The organism is Carnobacterium divergens DSM 20623 (assembly GCF_000744255.1).
GTDB classification, from domain to species: Bacteria; Bacillota; Bacilli; order Lactobacillales; family Carnobacteriaceae; genus Carnobacterium; species Carnobacterium divergens.
This window is the reverse complement of sequence record NZ_JQLO01000001.1, coordinates 1,300,840-1,325,162: the sequence shown is the minus strand read 5'-3', so window position 1 is coordinate 1,325,162 and position 24,323 is coordinate 1,300,840. Positions and strand designations below refer to the sequence as shown.

At 35.1% G+C, this 24,323-nt stretch carries 22 protein-coding genes and 1 other annotated feature; of the genes, 20 read left to right on the top strand and 2 right to left on the bottom strand.

What is annotated here, in order from left to right:
* Positions 1–8: 8 nt before the first annotated feature.
* Entirely contained in the window at positions 9–1,166 is a 1,158-nt protein-coding gene (rodA, locus tag BR52_RS06480) for a rod shape-determining protein RodA (RefSeq protein WP_034570548.1), read from the bottom strand.
* A 135-nt stretch (positions 1,167–1,301) separates the two neighbouring features.
* Between rodA and BR52_RS06475 the strand changes: the two genes are divergently transcribed.
* Both BR52_RS06475 and BR52_RS06470 read left to right on the top strand, forming a co-directional pair.
* Entirely contained in the window at positions 1,302–2,021 is a 720-nt protein-coding gene (locus BR52_RS06475) for a LytR/AlgR family response regulator transcription factor (RefSeq protein ID WP_034570545.1), read from the top strand.
* Complete coding sequence (locus tag BR52_RS06470; RefSeq protein WP_034570542.1) at positions 2,014–3,312, top strand: sensor histidine kinase; 1,299 nt, start codon at positions 2,014–2,016, stop codon at positions 3,310–3,312. Before BR52_RS06475 ends, BR52_RS06470 begins: the two co-directional genes overlap by 8 nt.
* A 48-nt stretch (positions 3,313–3,360) precedes the next feature.
* Here the strand turns inward: BR52_RS06470 and BR52_RS06465 are convergent, their stop codons facing one another.
* A complete protein-coding gene (locus BR52_RS06465) occupies positions 3,361–3,696 on the bottom strand; it encodes a PepSY domain-containing protein (RefSeq protein ID WP_034570539.1) in 336 nt (111 codons plus the stop codon).
* Between the two features lie 237 nt (positions 3,697–3,933).
* On the opposite strand from BR52_RS06465, the gene pepA reads away from it, so the two are divergent.
* The 18 genes from pepA to rplT all read left to right on the top strand — a co-directional run bounded on the left by pepA (position 3,934) and on the right by rplT (position 24,250).
* The gene (gene pepA / locus BR52_RS06460; protein ID WP_034570536.1) at positions 3,934–5,013 is read left to right on the top strand and encodes a glutamyl aminopeptidase; all 1,080 of its coding nucleotides are present in this window, start codon (positions 3,934–3,936) and stop codon (positions 5,011–5,013) included.
* Between the two features lie 22 nt (positions 5,014–5,035).
* Positions 5,036–5,347, top strand: coding sequence for a thioredoxin family protein (locus BR52_RS06455; RefSeq protein ID WP_034570533.1), 312 nt, complete (start codon positions 5,036–5,038; stop codon positions 5,345–5,347).
* Between the two features lie 99 nt (positions 5,348–5,446).
* Entirely contained in the window at positions 5,447–5,911 is a 465-nt protein-coding gene (locus tag BR52_RS06450) for a universal stress protein (RefSeq protein WP_034570530.1), read from the top strand.
* A gap of 19 nt (positions 5,912–5,930) precedes the next feature.
* On the top strand, positions 5,931–6,545 hold the full coding sequence (gene ytpR / locus BR52_RS06445) for a YtpR family tRNA-binding protein (RefSeq protein ID WP_034573586.1): 615 nt from the start codon (positions 5,931–5,933) through the stop codon (positions 6,543–6,545).
* A 157-nt stretch (positions 6,546–6,702) separates the two neighbouring features.
* On the top strand, positions 6,703–9,441 hold the full coding sequence (locus BR52_RS06440; protein ID WP_034570527.1) for a DNA translocase FtsK: 2,739 nt from the start codon (positions 6,703–6,705) through the stop codon (positions 9,439–9,441).
* A gap of 250 nt (positions 9,442–9,691) precedes the next feature.
* Positions 9,692–11,023, top strand: coding sequence for a UDP-N-acetylmuramate--L-alanine ligase (gene murC / locus BR52_RS06435; protein WP_034570524.1), 1,332 nt, complete (start codon positions 9,692–9,694; stop codon positions 11,021–11,023).
* A 137-nt stretch (positions 11,024–11,160) separates the two neighbouring features.
* Entirely contained in the window at positions 11,161–11,622 is a 462-nt protein-coding gene (locus tag BR52_RS06430; protein ID WP_034570521.1) for a MaoC/PaaZ C-terminal domain-containing protein, read from the top strand.
* A gap of 158 nt (positions 11,623–11,780) precedes the next feature.
* Positions 11,781–14,441 (top strand): DNA polymerase I, encoded by a 2,661-nt coding sequence (polA, locus tag BR52_RS06425; RefSeq protein ID WP_034570519.1) that lies wholly within the window; start codon positions 11,781–11,783, stop codon positions 14,439–14,441.
* A 71-nt stretch (positions 14,442–14,512) separates the two neighbouring features.
* The gene (gene mutM, locus BR52_RS06420) at positions 14,513–15,373 is read left to right on the top strand and encodes a DNA-formamidopyrimidine glycosylase (RefSeq protein ID WP_034570516.1); all 861 of its coding nucleotides are present in this window, start codon (positions 14,513–14,515) and stop codon (positions 15,371–15,373) included.
* Between the two features lie 15 nt (positions 15,374–15,388).
* Entirely contained in the window at positions 15,389–16,000 is a 612-nt protein-coding gene (gene coaE / locus BR52_RS06415) for a dephospho-CoA kinase (protein WP_034570512.1), read from the top strand.
* Positions 16,001–16,146: 146 nt separating this feature from the next.
* A complete protein-coding gene (gene nrdR, locus BR52_RS06410) occupies positions 16,147–16,605 on the top strand; it encodes a transcriptional regulator NrdR (RefSeq protein WP_034570509.1) in 459 nt (152 codons plus the stop codon).
* A gap of 24 nt (positions 16,606–16,629) precedes the next feature.
* Positions 16,630–18,066, top strand: a complete 1,437-nt coding sequence (locus BR52_RS06405; RefSeq protein ID WP_034570506.1) for a replication initiation and membrane attachment family protein — start codon at positions 16,630–16,632, stop codon at positions 18,064–18,066.
* A gap of 18 nt (positions 18,067–18,084) precedes the next feature.
* Positions 18,085–19,011: a primosomal protein DnaI gene (dnaI, locus tag BR52_RS06400; RefSeq protein WP_034570503.1), complete on the top strand. Its 927-nt coding sequence runs from the start codon at positions 18,085–18,087 to the stop codon at positions 19,009–19,011.
* A gap of 383 nt (positions 19,012–19,394) precedes the next feature.
* Positions 19,395–21,332, top strand: a complete 1,938-nt coding sequence (gene thrS / locus BR52_RS06395; protein ID WP_034570501.1) for a threonine--tRNA ligase — start codon at positions 19,395–19,397, stop codon at positions 21,330–21,332.
* A gap of 115 nt (positions 21,333–21,447) precedes the next feature.
* A complete protein-coding gene (locus tag BR52_RS06390; RefSeq protein WP_034570498.1) occupies positions 21,448–22,800 on the top strand; it encodes a polysaccharide deacetylase family protein in 1,353 nt (450 codons plus the stop codon).
* 54 nt (positions 22,801–22,854) lie between these two features.
* Positions 22,855–22,991, top strand: a sequence feature (ribosomal protein L20 leader region).
* Positions 22,992–23,019: 28 nt separating this feature from the next.
* On the top strand, positions 23,020–23,541 hold the full coding sequence (gene infC / locus BR52_RS06385) for a translation initiation factor IF-3 (RefSeq protein ID WP_034570495.1): 522 nt from the start codon (positions 23,020–23,022) through the stop codon (positions 23,539–23,541).
* A gap of 30 nt (positions 23,542–23,571) precedes the next feature.
* The gene (gene rpmI, locus BR52_RS06380) at positions 23,572–23,772 is read left to right on the top strand and encodes a 50S ribosomal protein L35 (RefSeq protein ID WP_034570492.1); all 201 of its coding nucleotides are present in this window, start codon (positions 23,572–23,574) and stop codon (positions 23,770–23,772) included.
* 118 nt (positions 23,773–23,890) lie between these two features.
* Complete coding sequence (rplT, locus tag BR52_RS06375; RefSeq protein WP_034570489.1) at positions 23,891–24,250, top strand: 50S ribosomal protein L20; 360 nt, start codon at positions 23,891–23,893, stop codon at positions 24,248–24,250.
* Positions 24,251–24,323 lie beyond the last annotated feature (73 nt).

Genomic DNA, 24,323 nt, shown 5'->3' with positions numbered 1-24,323 from the left:
ACAACTAACTATGTCAAAAAATGCCATTTTTTATGATTTGTCGAGAATACATACTCGCGGTTGTGCTTGTTCATGGATAAAACTAAACCTACAGCCGCCATATTACCCAACAAAGAAGAGCCACCGTAACTAATAAAAGGCAACGGAATACCGGTAACGGGCAAGATGCCAATCGTCATGCCAATGTTTTCAAAAATATGAAAACAAATTAGCATTAAAACCCCTGTGACAATATACGTATAAAATTCACTTTTCGTTAAAAAGCATGTAACCACCAAGCGATAAATCAATAAAAAGTAAATTAGTAACAAGATACCACCGCCTACAAATCCAAAATTTTCACCAATAGCAGTAAAAATAAAATCAGTATGGTTTTCGGGCACGTGAACTTCTGAAATTCCCAAACCTTTTCCAGTGATTTGTCCAGAACCAATTGCTTTCATACTTTGAATGGTTTGATAAGAATCGCCCGAAATATCCTTATAAGGTTCAAGCCAAACATCAACTCGATCAAATTGATAGCTGTGAAATCCAAAACGATAAAGAATCGGTCGATTAAATAAAACCAAATAGAATAGCGTAGTAATAATCCCAACAAAGGTTGAAAATAAAGGGAGTAGGATTTTCCAAGAAATACCTGATAAAAGAGTGATCCCACTAATGATGGCTAAAAAAACGATTGTGGTTCCCAAATCTGGCTGTAACATAACCAATACTACTGGAGGAATACTGATAGCTACAATCTTTAAAAGCAACAGCAAATCTGATTGAATTGTTCTTTTGATATTTTTAAAATTGTGTTGAGTCACACACCTTGATAACATTAAAATAAAGGCAATTTTCATCACTTCTGAAGTCTGAAAATTCATAATTCCAAAATTTAACCAACGTTTTGCGCCACCAATTGTGACCCCAAAAAATAAAACAGCGATTAAACATAAAATACCTAACAAATAAGTTAGTGGGGCAATTTTCCATAATACTTCTGCATCAAACTTCATCAAAATGAAAATGACAATAATACTAATAAAGTACCAAAAAGTTTGTAAAATCACATAATTCCAGGTATCTGTTGCGGCATAAATCGCTAGTAAACTAATCGCTGCTAGTAACATTAGCAAAAGTATAATTGCATAATTGTGTTGTTCTTTTTTTTCTTTGTCCATTAAACCACTCCTTTATAGTACACCTTGAAAGGTGAGTTAAATTTATAAAGAAAAAGTTAATAAATGTTCCGAATGGTTGTAATTTGACCTTCAAATGTAATAATTGGAATGAATGGTACGAAGGGTGTGTGTTCTATGAATATTGCAATTTGCGAAGATGAAGAGTTATATCAACAAATGTTGCTGAAACAATTAAACAATTACCAAGAACAATGTCACAAAAAATTAATGATTGAATGGTTTAAAAGTGGCGAAGAATTAATGGAGATTTACCGATATTCCAGCCATCGTTTTGATGTCGTTTTTTTAGATATTAAATTAGAAGGTGTAAATGGCATGGAGGTTGCAAAAAAAATTCGAGAAATGGATCAACAAGTAGAATTGATTTTTTTAACAAGTTTAATGGAGTACGCTATCGAAGGGTATCAAGTAAATGCACTGCGGTATCTACTTAAACCCATAGAACAAGGTCAACTGAATGAGTTGTTGGAGCTGATTGCAGGCAAGCGGAAAGAAGAAGTTCTTACAATTTCAACAAAATTTGGGCAAAAAAAAATCTTATTGAAAGATATTACGTATATTGAAAGTAAGCAACGAAAACTTTATTTTTATAGCAATCAAGAAGTCGATAGAATGTATGGGAAAATGGGGGAATTAGCCGCGAGCTTAGCAAAGAAAAATTTTTTTAGGCCCCATCAATCCTATTTAGTACAGCTAGAATTTGTGAAAGAATTAAAAAAAGATCATTTGATTTTAGAGGACGGTTCAGTGATTCCTGTCAGTAAAGGAAATGCCAAATCATTTAAAGCCGCTTTCTTTGATTATTTATCACAGGATGGTGATAGTTATGGTTGAGTTTATCGATTGGGTTTCTCAAAATTGGGGTTATTCAGATGTTTTTGAAGCAATAGCTGAAGCTTTTTTAGTTTACTATTTTTTTAGTCGACTAGTTGGAAAACCTAAAAAGAAATTTTTAGTGTTATTTCTACTCTTTTTTTGTCAAGATTTAACGGTTACGTACTTTGAGCAATTTTCTGTGATGACGTATTTTATTGCCTTAACAACGAGTTTATTTATTAGTAGCCGTTTTTTTAAGGGCAGTCGAAAATCTTTTTATATTTTACTTTATTGCTTAATTACAATTATAGTGGAAAGCAGTGTTAGTCATATTTCAAGTGGATTGTATGTCGTTTCAAGTACTTTTGATCAAGTTGACTCGCTTAAACATGTTTTTTTCTACTTATGTAGCGATATCATGCAATTTTATTTTATTCAGTTAGCTGTACTAAAAAAGAAATACAAGGATAAGGCTCTGTATGTGCATAGCAGCGTCACGACGTTATTAGTCATGATTACGATTATATTAGTGTACAATTCTTTGCTTGTCGTCTACTTAGAAAATAATCCGATTTTTCGTTTGCTTTCAGTTGGGTCAATTTTAGTAATGGTACTTGGTAGTTATTTTGTCTTACAATTATTAGAGAAGTTGGAAAAACAATATAAAGTTGAATTTGAGAACAATACATTAAATGAACAACTTTATTATCAAAAACAAACACAATTAAAAATTCTAGCCAATCAAAATGAAATCAGAGGAATTAAACACGACCTAAAAAATCAGTTGATTATCATGCAACACTTACTTAAAAAGGGTCATTATCAACAGCTAGAGCACTATTTTTCAGAATTAGAATTAACTAAAATAGATGATTATCAAACAATTTTTACAGATAATGTGATGATTGATAGCATGATTCTTCATTTGGAAGAACGTTGTAAAGAGCACAGTATTCAATTGGATTTATCAGTATTCCCCATTGAATTTCAGCATGTGAATGAAAAAGATGTCGCTATTTGTTTAGGAAATGCCTTCGATAATGCGATTGAAGCAGTTAATAAAATAGCAAATGATCAAAAAAAAATTACCGTTCAATTTAAAGTGAAAAATGGGTATCTGATTATTTTAATCAAGAATAGTGTCTCAAATAAAAAAATTGACCCTTTTAATACAAGTAAAAAAGATCAATTAAATCACGGATTTGGTTGGAAAAACATGCAAAAAATTACTACAAAATACAATGGAGAGGTAAAATTTGAGGGACAAGATACGACAGCTACAGTACGCTTGATTTTTAAAGATTATTAAAAAAAGCAATGAAATTTAGCTTCATTGCTTTTAAACTTACTTATTAAGTTAAACACGGTACAAATCTAAAATTGAGCCTGTGTATGCATCTGCAATAAACTCATATTGGACTAAAGTATCTTCTTCCATCCTAGAAATACCGCCATAATAAACATCTGTTTTAAAGGCGAATTTTCTAAGAGGCACTTTTTTTAATTCAATCCAAGACCCTTCAATTGGTCCCTCTTCAAGAAAAGCTTTTTTGACCATCGTTAAAATTTCGTCCCCGTGAATGGTTTTATTTTTTTTCATTAAGCTTGCGATTTTATACCCGCATGTCAAACCAGCTCCAAAAATAAGCCCGCCCACAACCGCGTAAGTATTAAATGAGTTTTTAGAAGTCATGATATATATCCTCCAATCAAATGATTACTGTTTTTAGTATACCATTTTCCGCAAAAAAAGATAATTGAATCCACTAAAAAAACAAATAAAAATCACTTTTATGATGATTTTATAAAATTAATCCCGAACCAGTTAAAATCTTTATAGAAATGCGATATAATAAAGAAGGTAAATCAAATATCTAAAGGAGGGTAGATCACAAATAAAAAGAAAGTTTATTTATTTGTGAGTATACACATGAATGAAGAAACATTTTCGTTAGTTAAAAAAATGACTGAATTACAAGGCACCAGTGGCTTTGAGCACAATGTAAGAGAGGTTATGAGAAAAGAGTTGACCCCTTTAGTTGATGAAGTCGTTCAAGATGGTTTAGGCGGTATTTTTGGTATCCGTCGTAGTAAAATCGAACAAGCTCCAAGAATCATGTTAGCTGCTCATATGGACGAAGTTGGGTTTATGGTTGCTAATATTACAGAACAAGGTTTATTTAGAGTGGTTCCTTTAGGTGGATGGAATCCTTATGTCGTTTCAGCGCAACGCTTTACACTACAAACTGCTAAGGGAGATTATCCGTGCGTTTCTTCTTCAGTACCCCCACACTTACTAAGAGGTACAAATGGAAAAGCAGGAGCACCAGAAGTTGCAGATATTTTATTTGATGCTGGTTTTGACTCAAAAGACGAAGCGATGAGCTTTGGCGTGCGTCCAGGAGATGCAATCGTTCCATTAACAGAAACGGTTAAAATGGCAAATGGGAAAAAAATTCTAAGCAAAGCTTGGGATAATCGTTATGGCTGTACAGTTGTGATTGAAGCCTTAAAAGAGTTACAAGGCGAAGATTTACCGAATACATTGATTGCAGGAGCAAATGTTCAAGAAGAAGTTGGCTTACGTGGAACAAAAGGTGCTGTTCACCAATTTAAACCAGACCTATTCTTTGCAGTGGATTGTTCAGCAGCAGATGATTTAACTGGAGATAAATCTAAATATGGTCATCTTGGTGAAGGTTTCTTATTGAGAATCTTTGACCCAGGTATGATTACCTTAAAAGGGATGCGTGAGTTTTTATTGGATACAGCTGAAACCAATCATATTCCTTACCAGTATTTTGTATCAAAAGGTGGTACGGATGCAGGTGCAGCTCATATTTCAAATAATGGTGTTCCAAGTGCTGTTATTGGCGTGTGCGCGCGTTATATTCACACACATCAAACAATGTTCCACATTGATGATTACGCAGCAGCTAAAGAAATGGTATTACAAATTGCTCGTACAATGGATCGCAGTACCTATGAAACAATCATGAAAAATAACTAGTTTATAAAAAAGAGGTGACAATATGAGAGAATTAAAATCACTTGCAGAATTTGAAACATTGAAGAATAGCGGAAAAACAATTTTCTTTTTCACAGCAGATTGGTGTGGTGATTGTGTGTTCATTAAACCTTTGATGCCTGAAATCGAAAATGAACATGCAGACTTTACATTTGTGCAGGTGGATCGCGATGAATTTATCGATTTATGTGGAGACTTGGCTATTTTTGGGATTCCAAGTTTTGTGGCTTTTGAAAACGGAATCGAAACTGGACGTTTTGTGAATAAAGACCGCAAAACAAAAGAAGAAGTTACTCAATTTATCAATACGCTCTAATGATTCAAGATGAAGCGTTTAGCCTTTTGTTATAGGAATGAAAGAGTTATAATAAAAGAAAGCAGTTAAATGCTAAGTTTTTCAAAAGGGGATGAGATTATGGTTGAACAAAATCAAGAATATCAACACATCATGGTTGCAGTAGACGGAAGCGACGAAGCAAGTGCAGCTTTAGAAAATGCAATTGAAACAGCGAAACGAAATAATGGTGATTTATTGATTGTCCACGTAATTGACAATCGTTCATACACGATGGGTGTTGCGAGCTTTGATATTGAAGCCAGTGAAGAAGAGACGCGTACGATGAAAGAAATTCTTGGTGAATACCGTCAATTTGCAATTAATCGTGGTGTAAAAAAAGTTTCAACTGAATTAGTAACAGGCTCACCAAAAGAATTACTAGCAAAATCATTGCCAAAAGAACATAACATCGATTTGATTTTATGTGGTCAAAGCGGATTAAGTGGAATTGAACGTTTAATGATGGGAAGCGTTAGTCAATACATTATTCGAGAAGCACCATGTGATGTATTGATTGTTCGAAATCAAGCGAAGGAAAAATAGATTGGAGAAAAATAAATTGATGATTAGTTGTTACAATAAAAATGGAATAGGCGATACTCTTTTAATTATGACTGAAAACAGTAATTTTTCGGAACAAGGATTTGAAGAAAACGGAGACGTTGTTAGAATTTTTAAATCAGAAACAAATGAAACTGTTGGTTTTAACTTCTTTCATATCTCAAACCACTTAACAGTGTCAGGAAATGGTCAAATCTATTTAACTGAAGATCAAGTGGCTGTTTTAAATGAGCTTATTCAAAAAGCTGGATTTGATTATATCTTAGAAGTCGACAATGAACCTAAATTCGTTGTTGGATTTGTTAAAGAATGCGTGCCACATCCAGATTCAGACCATTTATCCATTACGCAAGTTGAAGTTGGAAATGACGAAACGGTTCAAATCGTTTGTGGCGCTCCAAACATTGCGGCGGATCAAAAAGTAGTGGTTGCAAAAGTAGGCGCGATGATGCCGAATGGGTTAATTATTTGGGACGGTGAATTACGTGGCGAAGCGAGTCACGGAATGATTTGTTCAGCTAAAGAATTAAACTTAGCGGATGCACCTGTTCAAAAAGGTATTTTAGTATTGCCAGCAGATTCAACTGTTGGAGAAGCTTTTGAAATAGGCGCTTAATTTAAAAATAGAAGCAATCTACTTTTCACATCATGTGTTGAGTAGATTGTTTTTTATCGTTGTCTAAGAAGATTTTAAGCTTTCTCAATTATGATTCAATAAAGAGGGGGATTATGTTAAACTAAACAAAGACAACAGAGAGGAAAGGAGCATCATCATGTCAAATTATGATGGACCAAGCTACCAAGGTGGGCAAAATCACCCTAAAAAATTTAAGTTTCCTTTCTATTCTGATACTGAACAAGTACGACAGAATGAAAAAAAACAACCCTTAAAAAAACAACCTTACGAAACACAAAATAATGAAACGAAAAGACCAGTAAAATTACCGAAATCAGGTCGTCATCCAGCACCAGATGCTGTTTTTTCAGAATTTTTACATCGTACAGAAGAGTATACAAGAAAAGAAACGAATGCAGTTGTAAAAAAAGAGACACAAGATTTTCATACTCGAAAAACCAATACTGAAAGAAAAGTTGAAGCGAAACAAGCGGCTAAGCAATCCATTGAAAAGCAGCCAACTGCCTATCATGAAACAAGAAGTTCAACGCCATTTAAAGTTCAAAAAATTCCGTCACCTATTTATGGGTTCCAAAGAGATGATGTAAAAAAAACAATTGATGAAATTGACTACGATCTTTTAGCTTCGCGTTTAAAAAAAGAGGTAGACACGTTTATTTTGCTTACAGAAAATGAAGATTCAGCTGAACTTGAAGTAGAAGATGGCGCACCAGATATAGAATTGATTACATTTGAAGAGGTTCTTCCAGCGAGTGAATTAGAAACTACTAGTCAAATACAAGAAAAAGCCGAGTGCTTAGAAGAGGAAGAAGAGTTGGTGATTCCTCAAATCGAAGAAACACACCACGATAAAAAAAGAGGTCTTTCAAGATCGCTTGCAGGAATGATTGAAGAAGAACAAGACATTACGATAAATCGTGGGACGAATGTTGCACGTTATTTTGGAGAGCTTCATGAAGAAGAGGACAGAGGTCCTATTCAAGATTCAGTTGAGACTGAAATCATCACTAAAGATGAATCATCTGTTGAACCACTTTTAGAAGAAACTACTGAAACAGGTACATTTAATCAAGAAGAATCTGATTTGGAATTAAAAGCTGCGTTAAGTCGTTTTAATTATTTGTCTCAAACATTAACGCCAGTAGTTGAAGAAAAGATAGAAGAGTCTGTTATGGAAGAATCGATTTCTGAAGAAGTGCCGTCTTTTGTCGAAGAAAAGACAGCAGAATCTGCAAAGGAAGAACTAGAAGAATTGATTGTAGAAGAAGAACAACCACAGATTGTTGAAGAACCTACAATGGAAGAACCAGAAGAATTCATTGTAGAGGAAGTGCCTCAATTTGTTGAAGAAAAAATAACTACACCAGAAGCAAAAAGTGACAATTTTACTTCTGAAGGAAAAGCGCTAGTCCCCGTTTCAAATTTAATTGAAAATGAAGATGAAAATCTAGCTGCGTATCAATTTCCCCCATTAGACTTACTAGAGCCACCTGTTCAATTTACAAATAGTGCCGTGGATGATTGGGTTATTGAACAAGCTGAAATGTTAAATGAAGCTTTAGATGCCTTTGGTGTTGATGCCCAAGTAATTGGCTGGACGATTGGACCGGCAGTAACTCAATTTGAATTACAGCTGGGTCGTGGTGTCAAAGTGAATAAAATAACTAATTTATCAGATGATTTAAAGCTTGCGTTAGCAGCTAAAGACATTCGGATAGAAGCGCCTATTCCTGGTAGAAGTTCTGTCGGAGTTGAGATTCCAAATCAATTTTCAAGACCTGTCATGCTATCCGAAGTGATGGAAAGTTCAGAATTTAAAGAAAATAAATCGCCATTAACAGTCGCGATTGGAGTGAATTTATCTGGGAAAGCAGTGGTTTCAACCATCGATAAAATGCCTCATGGTTTAATTGCAGGGGCAACAGGTTCAGGTAAGAGTGTCTTTATCAATTCAATTTTAATCAGCTTATTATACAAAGCAAATCCAAGTGAAGTGAAATTGATTTTAATTGATCCAAAAGCGGTGGAACTTGCGCCATATAACGACATTCCTCATTTATTATCACCAGTTATTTCAGAACCAAAAGCTGCAGCAGAAGCTTTAAAATGGGCAGTTGAAGAAATGGAAGAGCGTTACCAAAAACTGGCAGCAGCTGGTGTTCGAAACATTGAAAAATTCAATGAAAAAGCAGCTCTCCATGGAGATCACGGATTGAAAATTCCTTATATCGTGATTATTATTGATGAATTAGCCGATTTAATGATGGTGGCGAGTAGCGAAGTTCAAGACTACATCGCTCGTATTACACAAAAGGCGAGAGCAGCAGGGATTCATTTACTAGTTGCAACACAAAGGCCGAGTGTGGATGTGGTAACAGGAACCATCAAAAATAATATTCCGACACGAGTAGCCTTTATGGTTTCTAGTCAAGTGGATTCAAGAACCATTATGGATACAGGTGGAGCAGAAAAATTACTTGGAAAAGGGGATATGCTGTTCTTAGAAAATGGCATAGGGCAACCTATTCGAGTACAAGGAACCTATGTTGAAAATGAAATTGACACGATTGTGCAACATGTGAAAGATCAACGAGCGGCTAATTATCTGTTTGAACCCGAAACATTACTTGCTAAATTAGAACTAGTTGAAAGTCAAGATGAGCTATTTGATGAAATTTTAGCCTTTATTTCAGAAGAAGATACCGTTTCTGTTTCTTTATTGCAACGAAAATTTAAAATTGGATTTAATCGTGCCTCTAACTTAATTGAAGCATTGGAAGAGCAACAGTTAATTTCTGGAAATAAAGGTTCTAAACCAAGAGATGTATTTCTGACTAAAGCAACTTACGAAGCAAATTATCAAAAAAATGAGTAGCTTAAAAAGTTAATTGCCAGTTTTTAAGATATCCTAATACAAAAGTATTCTAGGTGAAAGCAGTATGCTAATGAAAAAAATCGTGGTATACTAATATCGTTATAATTTTTAGATCAGTAAAAATTTATAGAATAAATTGATGTTAAGATAATGAACAACTTATTGGAAATAGGGAACTTATTGTTTAATAAAAATACAAGTAGATAGACAAAATAGGGAACTACGAATTACATCATTTGGAGGCAGGAAAATGAATACAAATACACTATATCACTTTGTCGGCATTAAAGGTTCTGGAATGAGCGCACTAGCATTAGTATTGAATGATAAAGGTTTTAACGTACAAGGATCCGACGTTGAAAAATACTTCTTTACTCAAAAAGGGATTGAAGATGCAGGAATTCCAATCTTCCCATTTGCGAAAGAAAATATTCGTGAAGGATTGACGGTTATCGCAGGGAATGCGTTCCCAGATACTCATGAAGAGATTCAAGCAGCTTTAGATTTAGGAATTCCAGTTATTCGCTACCATAAATTTATCGGTGAGTTTTTAAAGCAATATACAAGTGTTGCCATTACAGGTTCTCATGGTAAAACAAGTACAACTGGATTATTAGCACATGTGTTAAGTTCAATTGAACCAACAAGCTATATCATTGGAGATGGAACTGGGCACGGTGTACCAGATGCTGACTTCTTTGTCTTAGAAGCTTGCGAATATCGTCGTCATTTCTTAGCCTACCGTCCCGATTATGCCATTATGACAAATATTGATTTTGATCATCCTGATTACTTTACAGGTATTGAAGATGTATTTGATGCCTTCCAATCAATGGCAAACCAAGTTCAAAAAGCGATTATTGCCTGTGGTGAAGATGAAGAGTTGCAAAAAATTAAAGCAAATGTACCAGTACTTTATTATGGATTTGGAGCTGAAAATGACTTCCAAGCACGTAATATTACTCGGTCAACAAAAGGTTCAAGTTTTGACGTGTATATTTCAAATGAATTTTATAATCACTTTGAAATTCCAACATATGGCGCTCATAATGTACTGAATGCACTTGCAGTTATTGCCCTTTGTCAACTTGAAGGCATTTCAAAAGAAAAAATTGCTGAAAACTTATTGACTTTCCAAGGCGTTAAACGTCGTTTTAGTGAAAAACAAATGGGAGACATGGTTATCATTGATGATTATGCACATCATCCTTCTGAAATCCGTGCTACTTTAGATGCTGCTCGTCAAAAGTATCCAGAAAAAGAAATTATTGCGGTTTTCCAACCTCATACCTTCACAAGAACGGTTGCGTTGTTGAGCGAATTTGCTGAAGCGCTAAATCTAGCAGACTCTGTTTATCTATGTGATATCTTTGGATCAGCAAGAGAAGATCAAGGAAGCGTAACAATCCAAGATTTGGCTGAAAAAATTAAAAATGGTGCCACTGTTTTAAAAGAAGAAAATATGTCTCCATTATTGAATCATCATGATGCAGTTGTTATCTTTATGGGTGCAGGAGATGTTCAAAAATTTGAAAGCTCTTATGAAACACTATTAAGTAGAACTACTTTACAAAACAATTAAATTGATTTATGCCTAAACAAAATTATTTGTTTAGGTTTTTATTTTTATAGAAAGTGAAATTAAAAAACTTTATTCATTACATTTTCCAGAACATTTGGTAAAATAAAGACAAAGACAATGAAGGAGAAAATGAAAAAATGATGAAACCAAGAAAAATGGGGAAATTGATTACGAAAATCCAAGAAGGCGATCAATTAAGTGTGACGGAATCAATTGAAGATAAAGATATCTTGTTGTACTTAGGATTGACAAATGATGCAAATCCCTTATTTATTCAACATGATTATACCAATCAAACGGAATACGAAAAGCCATTAGTGCCGGTTATCATGCTGATTGGCATTATGACAAGTACGATTTCAAAACATTTACCAGGACCAGGGTCAAATGTGGTGAATGTTTCAGTAAACTGCGTAAATCCCGTCTACCACTATGAAACGGTTACCTTTGAATTCGAAGTAATTCGAGTGGATTTAATGAAAGAAGTAGTGACGATTTCAGTAGAAGCTAAAAATATGGAAGGTGAGCGAGTAATTGATGCCAGCTTTATTGTTGAGCCGCCACGATTAATTCCCCAAATTGAAGAAGCATTACATTAAAATCAGAGTGCGTAAACTCTGATTTTTTTCTTTTGAACGGAACGAATTTCTTTTTCGCTATCTGTTCTTTTTTTTGGTAGAATATAAGAGATGAAATTGGCACCAAACGATAAGTGAACACCACTTACTTAAGGTTTCCATAAAAAAGGAGTTTTCTTATGACGAAAAAAAATAAATTATTATTGATTGATGGAAGCAGTATTGCGTTCAGAGCATTTTATGCAATTCCCGGATCATTAGATCGATTTGTTAATAAAAACGGGCTTCACACAAATGCCCTTTTTAGCTTTCACCGAATGTTAGAAAATGAAATGAGTAAAGAAGAACCGACACATGTATTAGTTGCATTTGATGCAGGGAAAACGACATTTAGACATGAATTTTATAAAGAATATAAAGATGGACGTTCTAAAACACCAGGGGAATTTAAAGAGCAAATGCCTTATTTACGTGATTTGTTAGTCGGATTTGGGATTCCACATTACGAATTGGATAATTATGAAGCAGATGATATTATTGGAACCCTAGCAACGCAAGTAGACCCAAATGAATATGACGTTGTAGTCGTTTCAGGCGACCGAGATTTAACACAACTTGCTAAAGAAAATGTTCGTGTAGACATTACCATAAAAGGGGTTAGTGAAATCGAAGAAAATACCCCTGCTTATCTAATGGAAAAATACGGTTTAACGCCAAATCAAATTATTGACATGAAGGGATTAGCAGGAGACTCTTCTGATAACATCCCAGGAGTCACCAATATTGGTGAAAAAACAGCTTTAAAACTGTTACATGAATTCGGTTCTGTTGAAGGCGTGTATGAAAACATTGAAGATATGAAAAAAAGCAAACGAAAAGAAAACCTAATCAATGATAAAGAACAAGCTTTCCTAAGTAAACGCTTGGCAACAATCGATGTTGAGGCTCCTCTAGAAGTGACAGTGGATGATTTAGTGTACAAAGGAAAAGACGTTGGAAAACTAATTGAGTTTTATAAAGAAATGGATTTTAAATCATTTTTAAGCAAATTAGATACTAAAGCTTATGACGAAGAAAATCAAATTGAAAAAGCTGAAATTCTTTTTGAAGTGGTAACCGAAGTAAAACCTGAAATGTTCGGCAAAGAAGGTGCTTTATACGTTGAAATGTTAAGTGATAATTACCATACAGCAGATATTGTAGGAGTCACTTGGACAAATGGTGAAAAAATTTATATGGCAGAGCCTGATTTTATTTTAGCGGAGCCGCTATTTGCAGAATGGTTAAAAGACGAATCAATAGTTAAACACGTCTTTGATGCAAAACGAACAGTCGTAGCAATGAAACGCTACGGCAACGAAGTGAATGGCATCCAGTTTGACGTTTTACTGGCCTCTTATATTTTAAATACAAATGACAACAGTAAAGACTTATCTGAAGTAGCAATGGAGCATGATTACTATGAAGTTGATTCAGATGAAAGTGTCTATGGAAAAGGAGCTAAAATTGCTATTCCAGAAGACCCAGCGGTACTTTATCAACATTTAGCGAGAAAAGCAAAAGCCATTGAAGTTTTAAGCAAGCATTTGAAAACAGATTTAGAAAAAAGTGAACAAAGTGATCTTTTCTTTTCAATGGAATTGCCTCTTTCAATGGTATTAGCAAAAATGGAAATGACAGGTGTAAAAGTCAATGCCAATCGCTTACTAGAAATGAAATCAGAATTTGCTACTCGCTTAACTGAAATTGAAGCGCGTATCTATGAAGAAGCTGGAGAAACTTTTAATATCAATTCACCAAAACAATTAGGTGTGATTTTATTTGAAAAAATGGGTTTACCTGCAATTAAAAAAACTAAAACTGGTTATTCAACAGCAGTTGATGTTTTAGAGCAATTAAGAGAACAAGCGCCAATCGTAGATGATATTTTACAATACCGTCAAATTGCTAAAATTCAATCAACCTATGTGGAGGGCTTACTAAAAGTCGTTCATAATGCGACTGGAAAAGTACACACTAGATACGTTCAAACCTTAACCCAAACAGGTCGCCTTAGTTCCGTTGATCCTAACTTACAAAATATTCCGATTCGCTTAGAAGAAGGGCGTAAAATTAGACAAGCCTTTGTACCAAGCCATGAAGGCTGGAAAATGTTTGCTTCCGATTATTCACAAATTGAATTACGTGTGCTGGCAGATATTTCAAATGACACCCATTTAAAAGAAGCCTTTCTTGAAGGGCAAGACATCCATTCAAGTACGGCAATGCGTGTCTTTGGAATTGAAAAAGCAGAAGATGTGACTGGAAATATGCGTCGCCAAGCAAAAGCGGTCAACTTTGGAATCGTTTATGGTATTAGTGACTACGGACTATCGCAAAACTTAGGAATAACCAGAAAAGAAGCACAACAATTTATTGATACGTATTTTGATAAATATCCAGGCGTTAAACAATATATGGAAGACATCGTACGAGAAGCAAAAGACAAGGGCTATGTTGAAACCTTATTTCACCGTCGCCGTTACTTGAAAGACATTAATTCAAGGAACTTTAACCTACGATCATTTGCTGAAAGAACAGCTATGAATACGCCAATCCAAGGAAGTGCGGCTGATATTATTAAAGTAGCGATGATTGAAATGGACAAACGTTTAAAAGCAGAAAATTTAAAAGCGACAATGTTGTTACAAGTACACGATGAACTGATTTTTGAAGCGCCAATGGAAGAAATTCCAATCCTTGAAAAATTAGTTCCAGAAGTGATGGAACATGCAGTGAAATTACAAGTTCCATTAAAAGTAGACAGCAATTATGGCGACAGTTGGTATGACGCTAAATAAAAGAATAGCCTTGCATCCATTTAATAAAATAAAAAATGGATGCAAGTTTTTTAAGAAGAAAGGAGCTTTTTATGCCAGAATTACCAGAAGTTGAAACGGTCCGAAAAGGACTAACCAACCTTGTTAAAGGTGCCACGATTAAAGACGTAGCAGTTTATTGGGATCGCATTATCACAAAACCATTTTCTGGTGAAGAGTTTGGTCACCAATTAATAGGAGAAACCATTCAACGTATTGACCGTCGTGGAAAATACTTGATTTTTATTTTAGATCACTGGGCAATGATTTCCCATTTGCGAATGGAAGGCAAGTATGAAGTTGAAGAAACGGAAACACCTTTGAAAAAACATACTCATGTGGTCTTTCATTTAACAGATGGCCGAGATTTAAGGTACTTAGACGTTCGAAAATTTGGTCGTATGACATTAGTTCCTTTGGGAGAACAATTTAATGTGACTGGAATACGCGACTTAGGACCAGAACCTATTCCAGAGTTCTTTAAGTTGCCAGAATTTTCAAAAGCCTTAAGTATAAAAAACAGAGCCATCAAGCCATTATTACTAGAACAAAAGATTGTTACAGGTCTAGGCAATATTTATGTTGACGAAGCTCTTTTTGAAGCGAAAATCCATCCTTTACGTCCAGCGAACTCATTGAAAAAAAGTGAAGTCAAAGCCCTTTATCAAGCGATTATTGATGTTTTAGGTCGAGCAGTTGAAGCAGGTGGAACGACGATTCGAACCTATCAAAATGCGTTAGGAGAAGCAGGAACATTCCAAGTAGAACTTGCAGTGTATGGTAAAACAGGCGAGCCTTGTATTCGCTGTGGACACATTATTGAGAAAATTAAGGTAGCACAACGAGGAACCCACTTTTGTCCTCAATGTCAAAAATTGACGACTACAAATACAAAGTCATTCAATCAATTATAGAAAAGAGTGATAAAGATGACAGTTATCTTAGGTTTAACAGGGAGTATTGCCACCGGAAAATCAACCGTCAGCCAACTCTTCAAAGATTTTGGCTTTCCAGTAGTAGATGCTGATCTTGGGGCAAGAGCCGTAGTCGAAAAAGGAACAGCAGGTCTTAGAGAAATCAAAACATATTTTGGCGATGAAATCATCCATTCAGATGGCAGTTTGAATCGCCAAAAACTTGGAAAGATTGTCTTTGAAGACGGGGAAAAACGAAAGCAGTTAAATGAACTTTTAAAACCCTATATTCGAAAATGGATTATGGATGAGACTCAAAAACAAGTTGCAAAAGGCGTGTCATTGGTTGTGTTGGATATTCCACTTTTATATGAAGCAGAGTATGACAAAGTTGTTGATAAGGTGATGGTAGTAGCCGTTTCTCCTGCCATTCAACTGGAGCGACTACAAAAACGCAATCAATTATCAAAAGAAGAAGCCTTATTGCGAATTCACTCACAAAAATCAATTGTTGAAAAAGAGCAACTTGCGGATATTGTGATCGATAATAATGGTTCAAAAGAATCAACAAAACAGCAAGTCGAAAAGTGGCTAGGTCAAATGGGGTTTCTTTCTATCAAAGGATAGAAAGAACTCTATTTTTATAATCAACACCTTTTTTCATAAGTCTTTTCACAAAGGTTCAAGCTATGTTATAATGACGTGTAAACACCTAATTATAATACGAATTATTTTATTAATCATAATAAATTAAACATAGAGGATGATGAAAAGTGCAATGTCCACGCTGTCAAAATAATGGTTCTAGAGTTGTCGACAGTCGTCCAGCAGATGAAGGACGAGCAATTAGACGAAGACGTGAATGTGAAGCATGCAGCTTTCGTTTTACAACCTTTGAAAGAACGGAACAGGCGCCTTTACTTGTTGTCAAAAAAAATGGAACAAGAGAAGAATTTAACCGTGAAAAAATCTTGCGTGGCCTTATTCGCTCCTGTGAAAAACGCCCAGTAGCAATGGAGCAAGTTGAAAAAATTGTCGATGAAGTCGAAAACAAAGTTCGAGGTTTAGGTGAAAATGAAGTATCAACTACTTTGATTGGCGAATACATCATGGAACGCTTAGCCCAAGTAGACGAAGTTGCCTATATTCGTTTTGCAAGTGTCTACCGTGAATTTAAAGATATGAGTGTCTTTTTGAAAGAACTACAAGAAATGCAAGAAAAAGAAAAATAAGCAAGCGAAAGGTGTGAATCTTATATGAATTATCCATGGAAAAATCTTAGTCCAAAAGATGGCTTTAAAGTCCGTCAAAATGGCTTGCTTTCAGATATGGATCAAAAAATTCTCACTTTTTTATATCAGCCTCTGATTGGTGCAACAGCCTACAGTCTTTACATGACCTTATGGACAGAAGTTGAAGATGATAAGTATTGGAGTGACGGTATTCTTCATTCAGAATTGCTGGCACTATTAAATATTGGAATTCCAGAATTGTATCAAGCAAGAATTAAACTTGAAGCCATTGGCTTACTTAAAACTTATGTCAGTTCAGAACAAGAAAAAAACTTTGTTTATGAACTTCTATCTCCACAACCAGTCCATGTTTTTTTTAAAGACGATTTGTTAAGTTTGTTGTTATTTGAAAAAGTAGGCGAACGGAAATTCAGAAAGCTACGCCAACGATTCACATCGAATTCAGTTAATCCAAAAGAATTTGAAGAGATTACAAAATCATTCCTAGATGTCTATCATTTTGATAGTCAACTATTTAATCAAGAAAAAAATCTATTGACCGAGCCAGTCGAACTGGTGGGTGCTACAGAAAGTACGGCACCTCAATTGGATTCTAAGCAGTTTGATTTTAAATTTTTCTATGATGGCTTATCTACTCAATATATCAATCGTTCCTCCATTACAAAAGAAATTGAAAAGACGATTATTGTGTTGAACACAATGTACGGGGTCGATGAATTAAAAATGCAAAAAGCTGTTTTAGAAGCATCTGATATTGATACAGGCAAAGTAGATGACCGTAAGCTAAAGCAATTGATATACGATCAGTATCATCAAACCAATCAACAAGCTGTGCATGTAAAAGATGTTATGGAAGAAGTGATTGCTACTTCAAAAACGAAGCGTCAATTTAGAAAAAATGAATTGAAGCATCAAGGTTTTACTAATGAGGATATTGCTGTAATTGAAGTGAGCGAAACCATGGCACCATATGATTTTATGACATCCATCAAAGAACAAAAAGGTGGATTTGTTGCCAAAACAGAAGAGTGGACGTTAGAAAATTTGCTTAAAAGAGCCAATTTACCGTCATCCGTAGTCAATATTTTGATCCATTATGTGTTAGTAGTCCGAGGAAATCCAACCTTTACTCAAAATTTAGCTGACAGTATTGCCAATGATTGGAGTCAAGACAACGTCACTTCTCCAGAAAGAGCGATTCAAAAAGTAAAAGAACTTTATCAAGAAAATGCAGCTAAAAAACAAAAACGAGAAGAACAACAAAAAAGCTACTCAAAATCAAAACCTGCTACTTATCGCAACAATCAAGCCAGTACAAGAAAAGAAACCTTACCAGAATGGGCAAAAGATGATTATCAAGAAACCGAAGAAAAGCCGATGAGCAAAGAAGAGCAAGAAGCCTTTATGCAACGAATCAAGCGGTTAGAAAAACAAAATTAGGAAAGGATGGTGAATAGAATGGAAGATATGGGCAAAGGTTTATCCAAATTAATTAAAGAACGAAACTTAGAAAGTCAGTACGATTCTTTGATGAAAGAAGTCTTACGAGACGAGGATGTCATAAGCTTCATTGAAGAAAATCGTGAAAAATTGACAGATGAACGAATCGTACGAAGCTATGCAAAACTTTACGAATACGTTCAAGAAAAAAAGAAATTTCAGCGTAAAGATGGCATGATGGCACCAGGCTATATGCCAAAGTTATTTATGAATTTTCACGTTATCGACGTTACGTATGTTCCGACAACTGAATTGATAGCGAAACAAAAAGAAAATGAGATTCGTGAACGAATTCATTCAATGGATATGCCAAAAGATGTTCGTAATGCAACGCTAGCTAAATTTGAATTAACTGATGAGCGACGAGAAGCAGTTTCGGAAGCACTTGATTTTATTGATTCTTATTTAAGTGATCCAAAAGGTTTTCATAAATCGTTATATTTACAAGGATCTTTTGGAGTGGGAAAAACCTATTTATTAGGAGCTCTTGCTCATGAATTGGCGAAAAATGGCTATGCCAGTACATTAATGCACTTTCCATCTTTTGCTGTTGAAATGAAACAATCCATTGGCAAAAATGATATGAGTGAAAAATTGGATATGGTCAAAAAATCAGCCATCTTAATGTTAGATGATATTGGAGCAGATTCAATGTCTAGTTGGATTCGTGATGATGTTTTAGGTGTTATTTTGCAATATAGAATGCAAGAGCAATTGCCAACCTTCTTTTCATCAAACTTTGATATGAAGCAATTAGAAAATGAACATTTAAGAACTAGTCAACGCGGAGAAGAAGAACCTTTAAAAGCAAAACGAATTATGGAACGAATCCGTTATTTGTCAAAAGAAATCAAAATGACAGGGAAAAATAGACGTAATGGATAATTTGTTTTTGTTATTTAACGATTGTTACTTGAAAACTCAGAGAAAAAGTGTTTTAATTAGGTCAATAGATTAAATCAATGAGAAAGACACCAAGACAAGAAACCTATTTATCAGAGAGGAAAGTATTTGCTGAGAACTTTCTAAACAAGAACTTGTTTTGACCACTTTCAAGTGCCACTGTGAACCATTTATGAACTAGCAGTTTGGCCGTTTCGCTAACGTTATCAAGCCTAAGAGAAAGAGTCTATTTTAGGACTCTAAAATTGGGTGGAACCACGACTAGATCGTCCCTTTTACAACGAGTATTGCTATTTGTTGTAAAAGGGGCTTTTTTTATTTAGCAAAAGATTGATTTAAAAATTAACTACATTGGAGGAAGCAATATGTCAGAAATCAAGATTACATTACCAGATGGCGCAATTAAAGAAGTTGCAGCAGGTTCGTCAACGTTAGATATTGCGAAAAGTATCAGCAATAGTTTAGCAAAAAAAGCTTTAGCCGGAAAATTCAACGGAGAATTAGTCGATTTAGTTCGTCCACTTGAAGTAGATGGAAGCTTAGAAATTATTACACCCGATCACGAAGATGCCTTACAAATCATTCGTCATTCTTCTGCTCATTTAATGGCAAATGCGTTGCGTCGTTTATATCCAGATATTCATTTTGGTGTAGGTCCAGCAATTGAAAGTGGATTTTATTACGATACTGATACTGAAACACCTATCACAGAAGAAGATTTACCAAAAATCGAAGCTGAAATGATGAAAATCGTGAAAGAAAATAATCCGATTGTTCGCAAAGAAGTGACTCGTGAAGAAGCGCTAGACTTATTTAAGGAAGATCCTTATAAAGTAGAATTGATTACAGCATTGCCAGCAGATGAAACAATTACGGTCTACGATCAAGGCGATTTTGTTGATTTATGTCGTGGGGTCCACGTTCCTTCAACAGGCCGTATTCAAGTATTTAAATTATTATCTCTTGCAGGAGCATACTGGAGAGGTGATTCAAACAACAAGATGATGCAACGTATTTATGGAACAGCCTTTTTTGATAAAAAAGAATTAAAAGAATTTATCAAAATGCGTGAAGAAGCAAAAGAACGCGACCATCGTAAACTAGGTAAAGAACTAGATCTATTTATGATTTCTCCAGAAGTTGGATCAGGATTGCCATTCTGGTTGCCAAAAGGAGCGACAATTCGTCGCACTATCGAACGTTACATCACTGATAAAGAAATCAGTTTAGGCTACCAACACGTTTACACTCCAATTATGGCAAATGTTGACCTTTATAAAACATCTGGTCACTGGGATCATTACCATGAAGACATGTTCCCACCAATGGATATGGGAGACGGCGAAATGCTAGTGTTACGTCCAATGAACTGTCCTCATCATATGATGGTTTATAAAAATGATGTTCATAGTTACCGTGAATTGCCAATCCGTATCGCAGAATTAGGCATGATGCACCGTTATGAAAAGAGTGGCGCATTATCAGGGCTACAACGTGTTCGTGAGATGACTCTTAATGATGGCCATACATTTGTTCGTCCAGATCAAATCAAAGACGAATTTAAACGCACATTAGAGTTAATGGTGGCAGTATATGAAGACTTTGATATTACAGATTACCGTTTCCGTTTAAGCTATCGTGATCCAAAAAATACAGACAAATACTTTGATGACGATGCAATGTGGGAAAAAGCTCAAATCATGTTAAAAGCTGCCATGGATGAAATGGAATTAGAATACTTTGAAGCAGAAGGAGAAGCAGCCTTTTATGGTCCTAAACTAGACGTTCAAGTGAAAACAGCAATGGGAATTGAAGAAACATTGTCAACAATTCAATTAGATTTCCTATTACCAGAGCGTTTTGATTTAACTTATGTTGGAGACGATGGCGAAAATAATCACCGTCCTGTTGTTATTCATCGTGGTATCGTGTCTACAATGGAACGTTTTGTTGCCTACTTGACTGAAGTATACAAAGGCGCCTTCCCAACTTGGTTAGCACCTGTTCAAGCTACAATTATTCCAGTTAATATGGATATGCACTCAGATTATGCTTTCGAAATCAAAGAACGCTTGACAGCTGCAGGTATGCGTGTTGAAGTGGATGATCGCAACGAAAAAATGGGCTATAAAATTCGTGCTTCACAAACTCAAAAAATTCCGTATCAATTAGTTGTTGGGGATAATGAAGTAAAAGAAGCAACAGTTGCTGTTCGTAAGTATGGTGAAAAAGAAACAACAGATATGGCACTAAATATGTTTGTAGATGTTATGGTTGCAGAAGTAACGAACTATAGTAAATAATAAAAAGGGGTTATAAAATTCTTAAGAATTTTATAACCCCTTTTTTGTATAAAATAATTTTTTTGTATGATAAAATTAATGATTGTATAGGAATTTTTGATTTGGAGTGGGAAAAATGGGAATTTATGAGAAACTAGTAGGTGTTGGTTTAATCGTAGCAAGTGGTCTATATGGATTTTCTTTGATTGGAAATGCGAGTCAAAAAATTGATTATCCCAATGAAGGCATGCGCTTTTTTGAAACAAAAAATGTAAATCAACTAGAACAACAACAATTAAATAAGTACATGGATAGAAAAGTTGAGGAACAAAAAAAAATTCCTCATTTAAAAGATTACTTAAGAGAACCCTGTAGTTATTTTTTAAATATTAAAAAAATTCAACAAGGAACTGCAAGTTTATCCTATCGTATTACGGAAATTGAGCCAACTTTAAATCCGTATTCAGTAGCTTTTAAAAAAAGAACAGAAATGAATACCATCACTACTAAAGAAGGAACAGAGTTGGAACTACAAACAATTTTTACGGATGCAAACAATGGAGTAGAGTCCTTAAAACAAGACATAATAAAAAAAATAAACGAGATGCAAGTCTATTCAACAGAGCAAAAACAAGAGATAATCCAACAAGTAACCGATCAAATTAAGCCTACATTAAATCATTATAGTATGTCAGATGACCTATTTGAATTTGAGCTAAAAGATACGACTATTCAAGTTCCAAAAGCAGAGTTAAAAAGAGTCATTAAACCAGATTACTTATCCTTACAATTAAATCAACAAGTGGCAGATGAAATTCAGCAAGAAAAAATAGCAGAACAAAAACGGATTCAAGAAGAAGTAAGACGCCACCAAGCAAAAAATCCGATTGCAAAAGTCAGTGGGAAAGTAGTTGCATTAACTTTTGACGATGGACCAAGCCCATCAGTAACGCCACGTGTATTAGAACTCTTGAAAAAATACAATGCTAAAGCGACTTTCTTTGTATTAGGGAAAAACGCCATAGTCAATCCAGGCTTAATCCAGCAGGAAATTGGAAATGGCAATGAAATTGGCAACCATAGTTGGAATCATGCTGACTTAACGAAATTAAAAAAAGACGGTGCACTTAGTCAAGTTCAGCAAACCAATCAAGCCGTCAAACAAGCATCTGGTTACGATGTTCAGTTAGTCCGACCACCGTATGGAGCCATTACGAAAGAATTGAGCCCAATCATTGGTATGCCAGTCATTCAATGGTCAGTAGATTCGCTAGACTGGAAAACCAAAAATGGGGTAGCCGTACACAAAGAAGTAATGAGCCATGTAAAAAACGGTTCAATCGTGTTAATGCATGATATTCATCCGACAACGGCTGATGGACTGGAGCAAATTTTAAAAGAGTTAAAAGAGCAAGGCTATCAATTTGTTACCATTAGTGAATTATTTGGAACGCCAATGATACCTGGGAAAGCTTATTACAACGATTGATTTCTAAAAAGAGTTGACATATTTCTAAAAAAAAGGTATACTATAAAAGTTGAGAAAACAAAGCAGAAGCACCCGCTTCTCGCCTTAGTAGACAAATGTCGCTGGGCTAGATATAAAAGATGATATCTTGCGTAATGCAAGTTCGGATATTTATAGGCGGGTTCATATAGAACTCGTCTATTTTTCTGCTGTACATTCTCGCGAATTTGATGGAGGTGAATGACCATAGCAAAAGATATGATGGTAAATGACGGCATTCGTGCTCGTGAGTTACGCTTAATAGGCGACGATGGAGAACAGCTTGGTGTTAAAACAAAAAGCGAAGCTCTTAAACTTGCTGAACAAGCTAATCTTGACCTAGTATTAGTAGCACCAACGGCAAAACCGCCAGTTGCTCGTGTCATGGATTACGGTAAATTCCGTTTTGAACAACAAAAGAAAGAACGTGAAGCCCGTAAAAACCAAAAAATCATTAACGTAAAAGAAGTGCGTTTAAGTCCGACAATTGATGTCAATGACTTTAACACTAAATTACGTAATGCTCGCAAATTCCTTGAAAAAGGTGACAAAGTGAAAGCTTCGATCCGATTTAAAGGCCGTGCCATTACTCATAAAGAGATTGGCCAAAAAGTTTTAAACCGTTTAGCTGAAGAAACTGCTGATATTTCAACAGTAGAATCAAAAGCAAAAATGGATGGACGTAGTATGTTCTTGGTCTTAGCACCAAAGAATGATAAGTAAGATCGATGTATTTTTAAGGAGGAAACACTAATGCCAAAACAAAAAACACACCGCGGTTCTGCTAAACGTTTCAAAAGAACAGGTAATGGCGGACTAAAACGTCATAGCGCTTTTACAAGCCATATGTTTGCTAACAAATCACAAAAGCAAAAACGTAAATTACGTAAAGCTTCAATGGTTTCAGCTGGTGATTACAAACGCATTCGTCAACAATTATCACAAATGAAATAATTTTCAACTAGACGATTGCATTGCGTAATCCGTACTTAGATGAAAAACACAACGATTAAAAAATTAGTGAAAAGAATTTTCTAAATAATAGAAAATTTCTTATAAGGAGGAAATTACTATGCCACGTGTTAAAGGTGGGACAGTTACCCGTAAACGCCGTAAAAAGATTTTAAAATTATCAAAAGGTTATTACGGAGCAAAAAGCAAATTATTTAAAGTAGCAAATCAACAAGTGATGAAATCTTATCAATATGCATACAGAGATCGTCGTCAAAAGAAACGTGATTTCCGTAAATTATGGATCGCTCGTATCAACGCAGCAGCTCGCATGAACAACATGAGCTACAGTGTATTGATGCACGGTTTAAAAGTTGCTGGTATCGACATTAACCGTAAAATGTTAGCTGATATCGCTGTTCATGATGCAGCAGCATTTACTGCTCTTGCTGACCAAGCAAAAGACGCTTTAAACAAATAATATAGTTAGTCCCGCTCATTTGAGTGGGGCTTTTTTTTTACTATGACGATTGATTTTCTTCATGAAAGTTCCA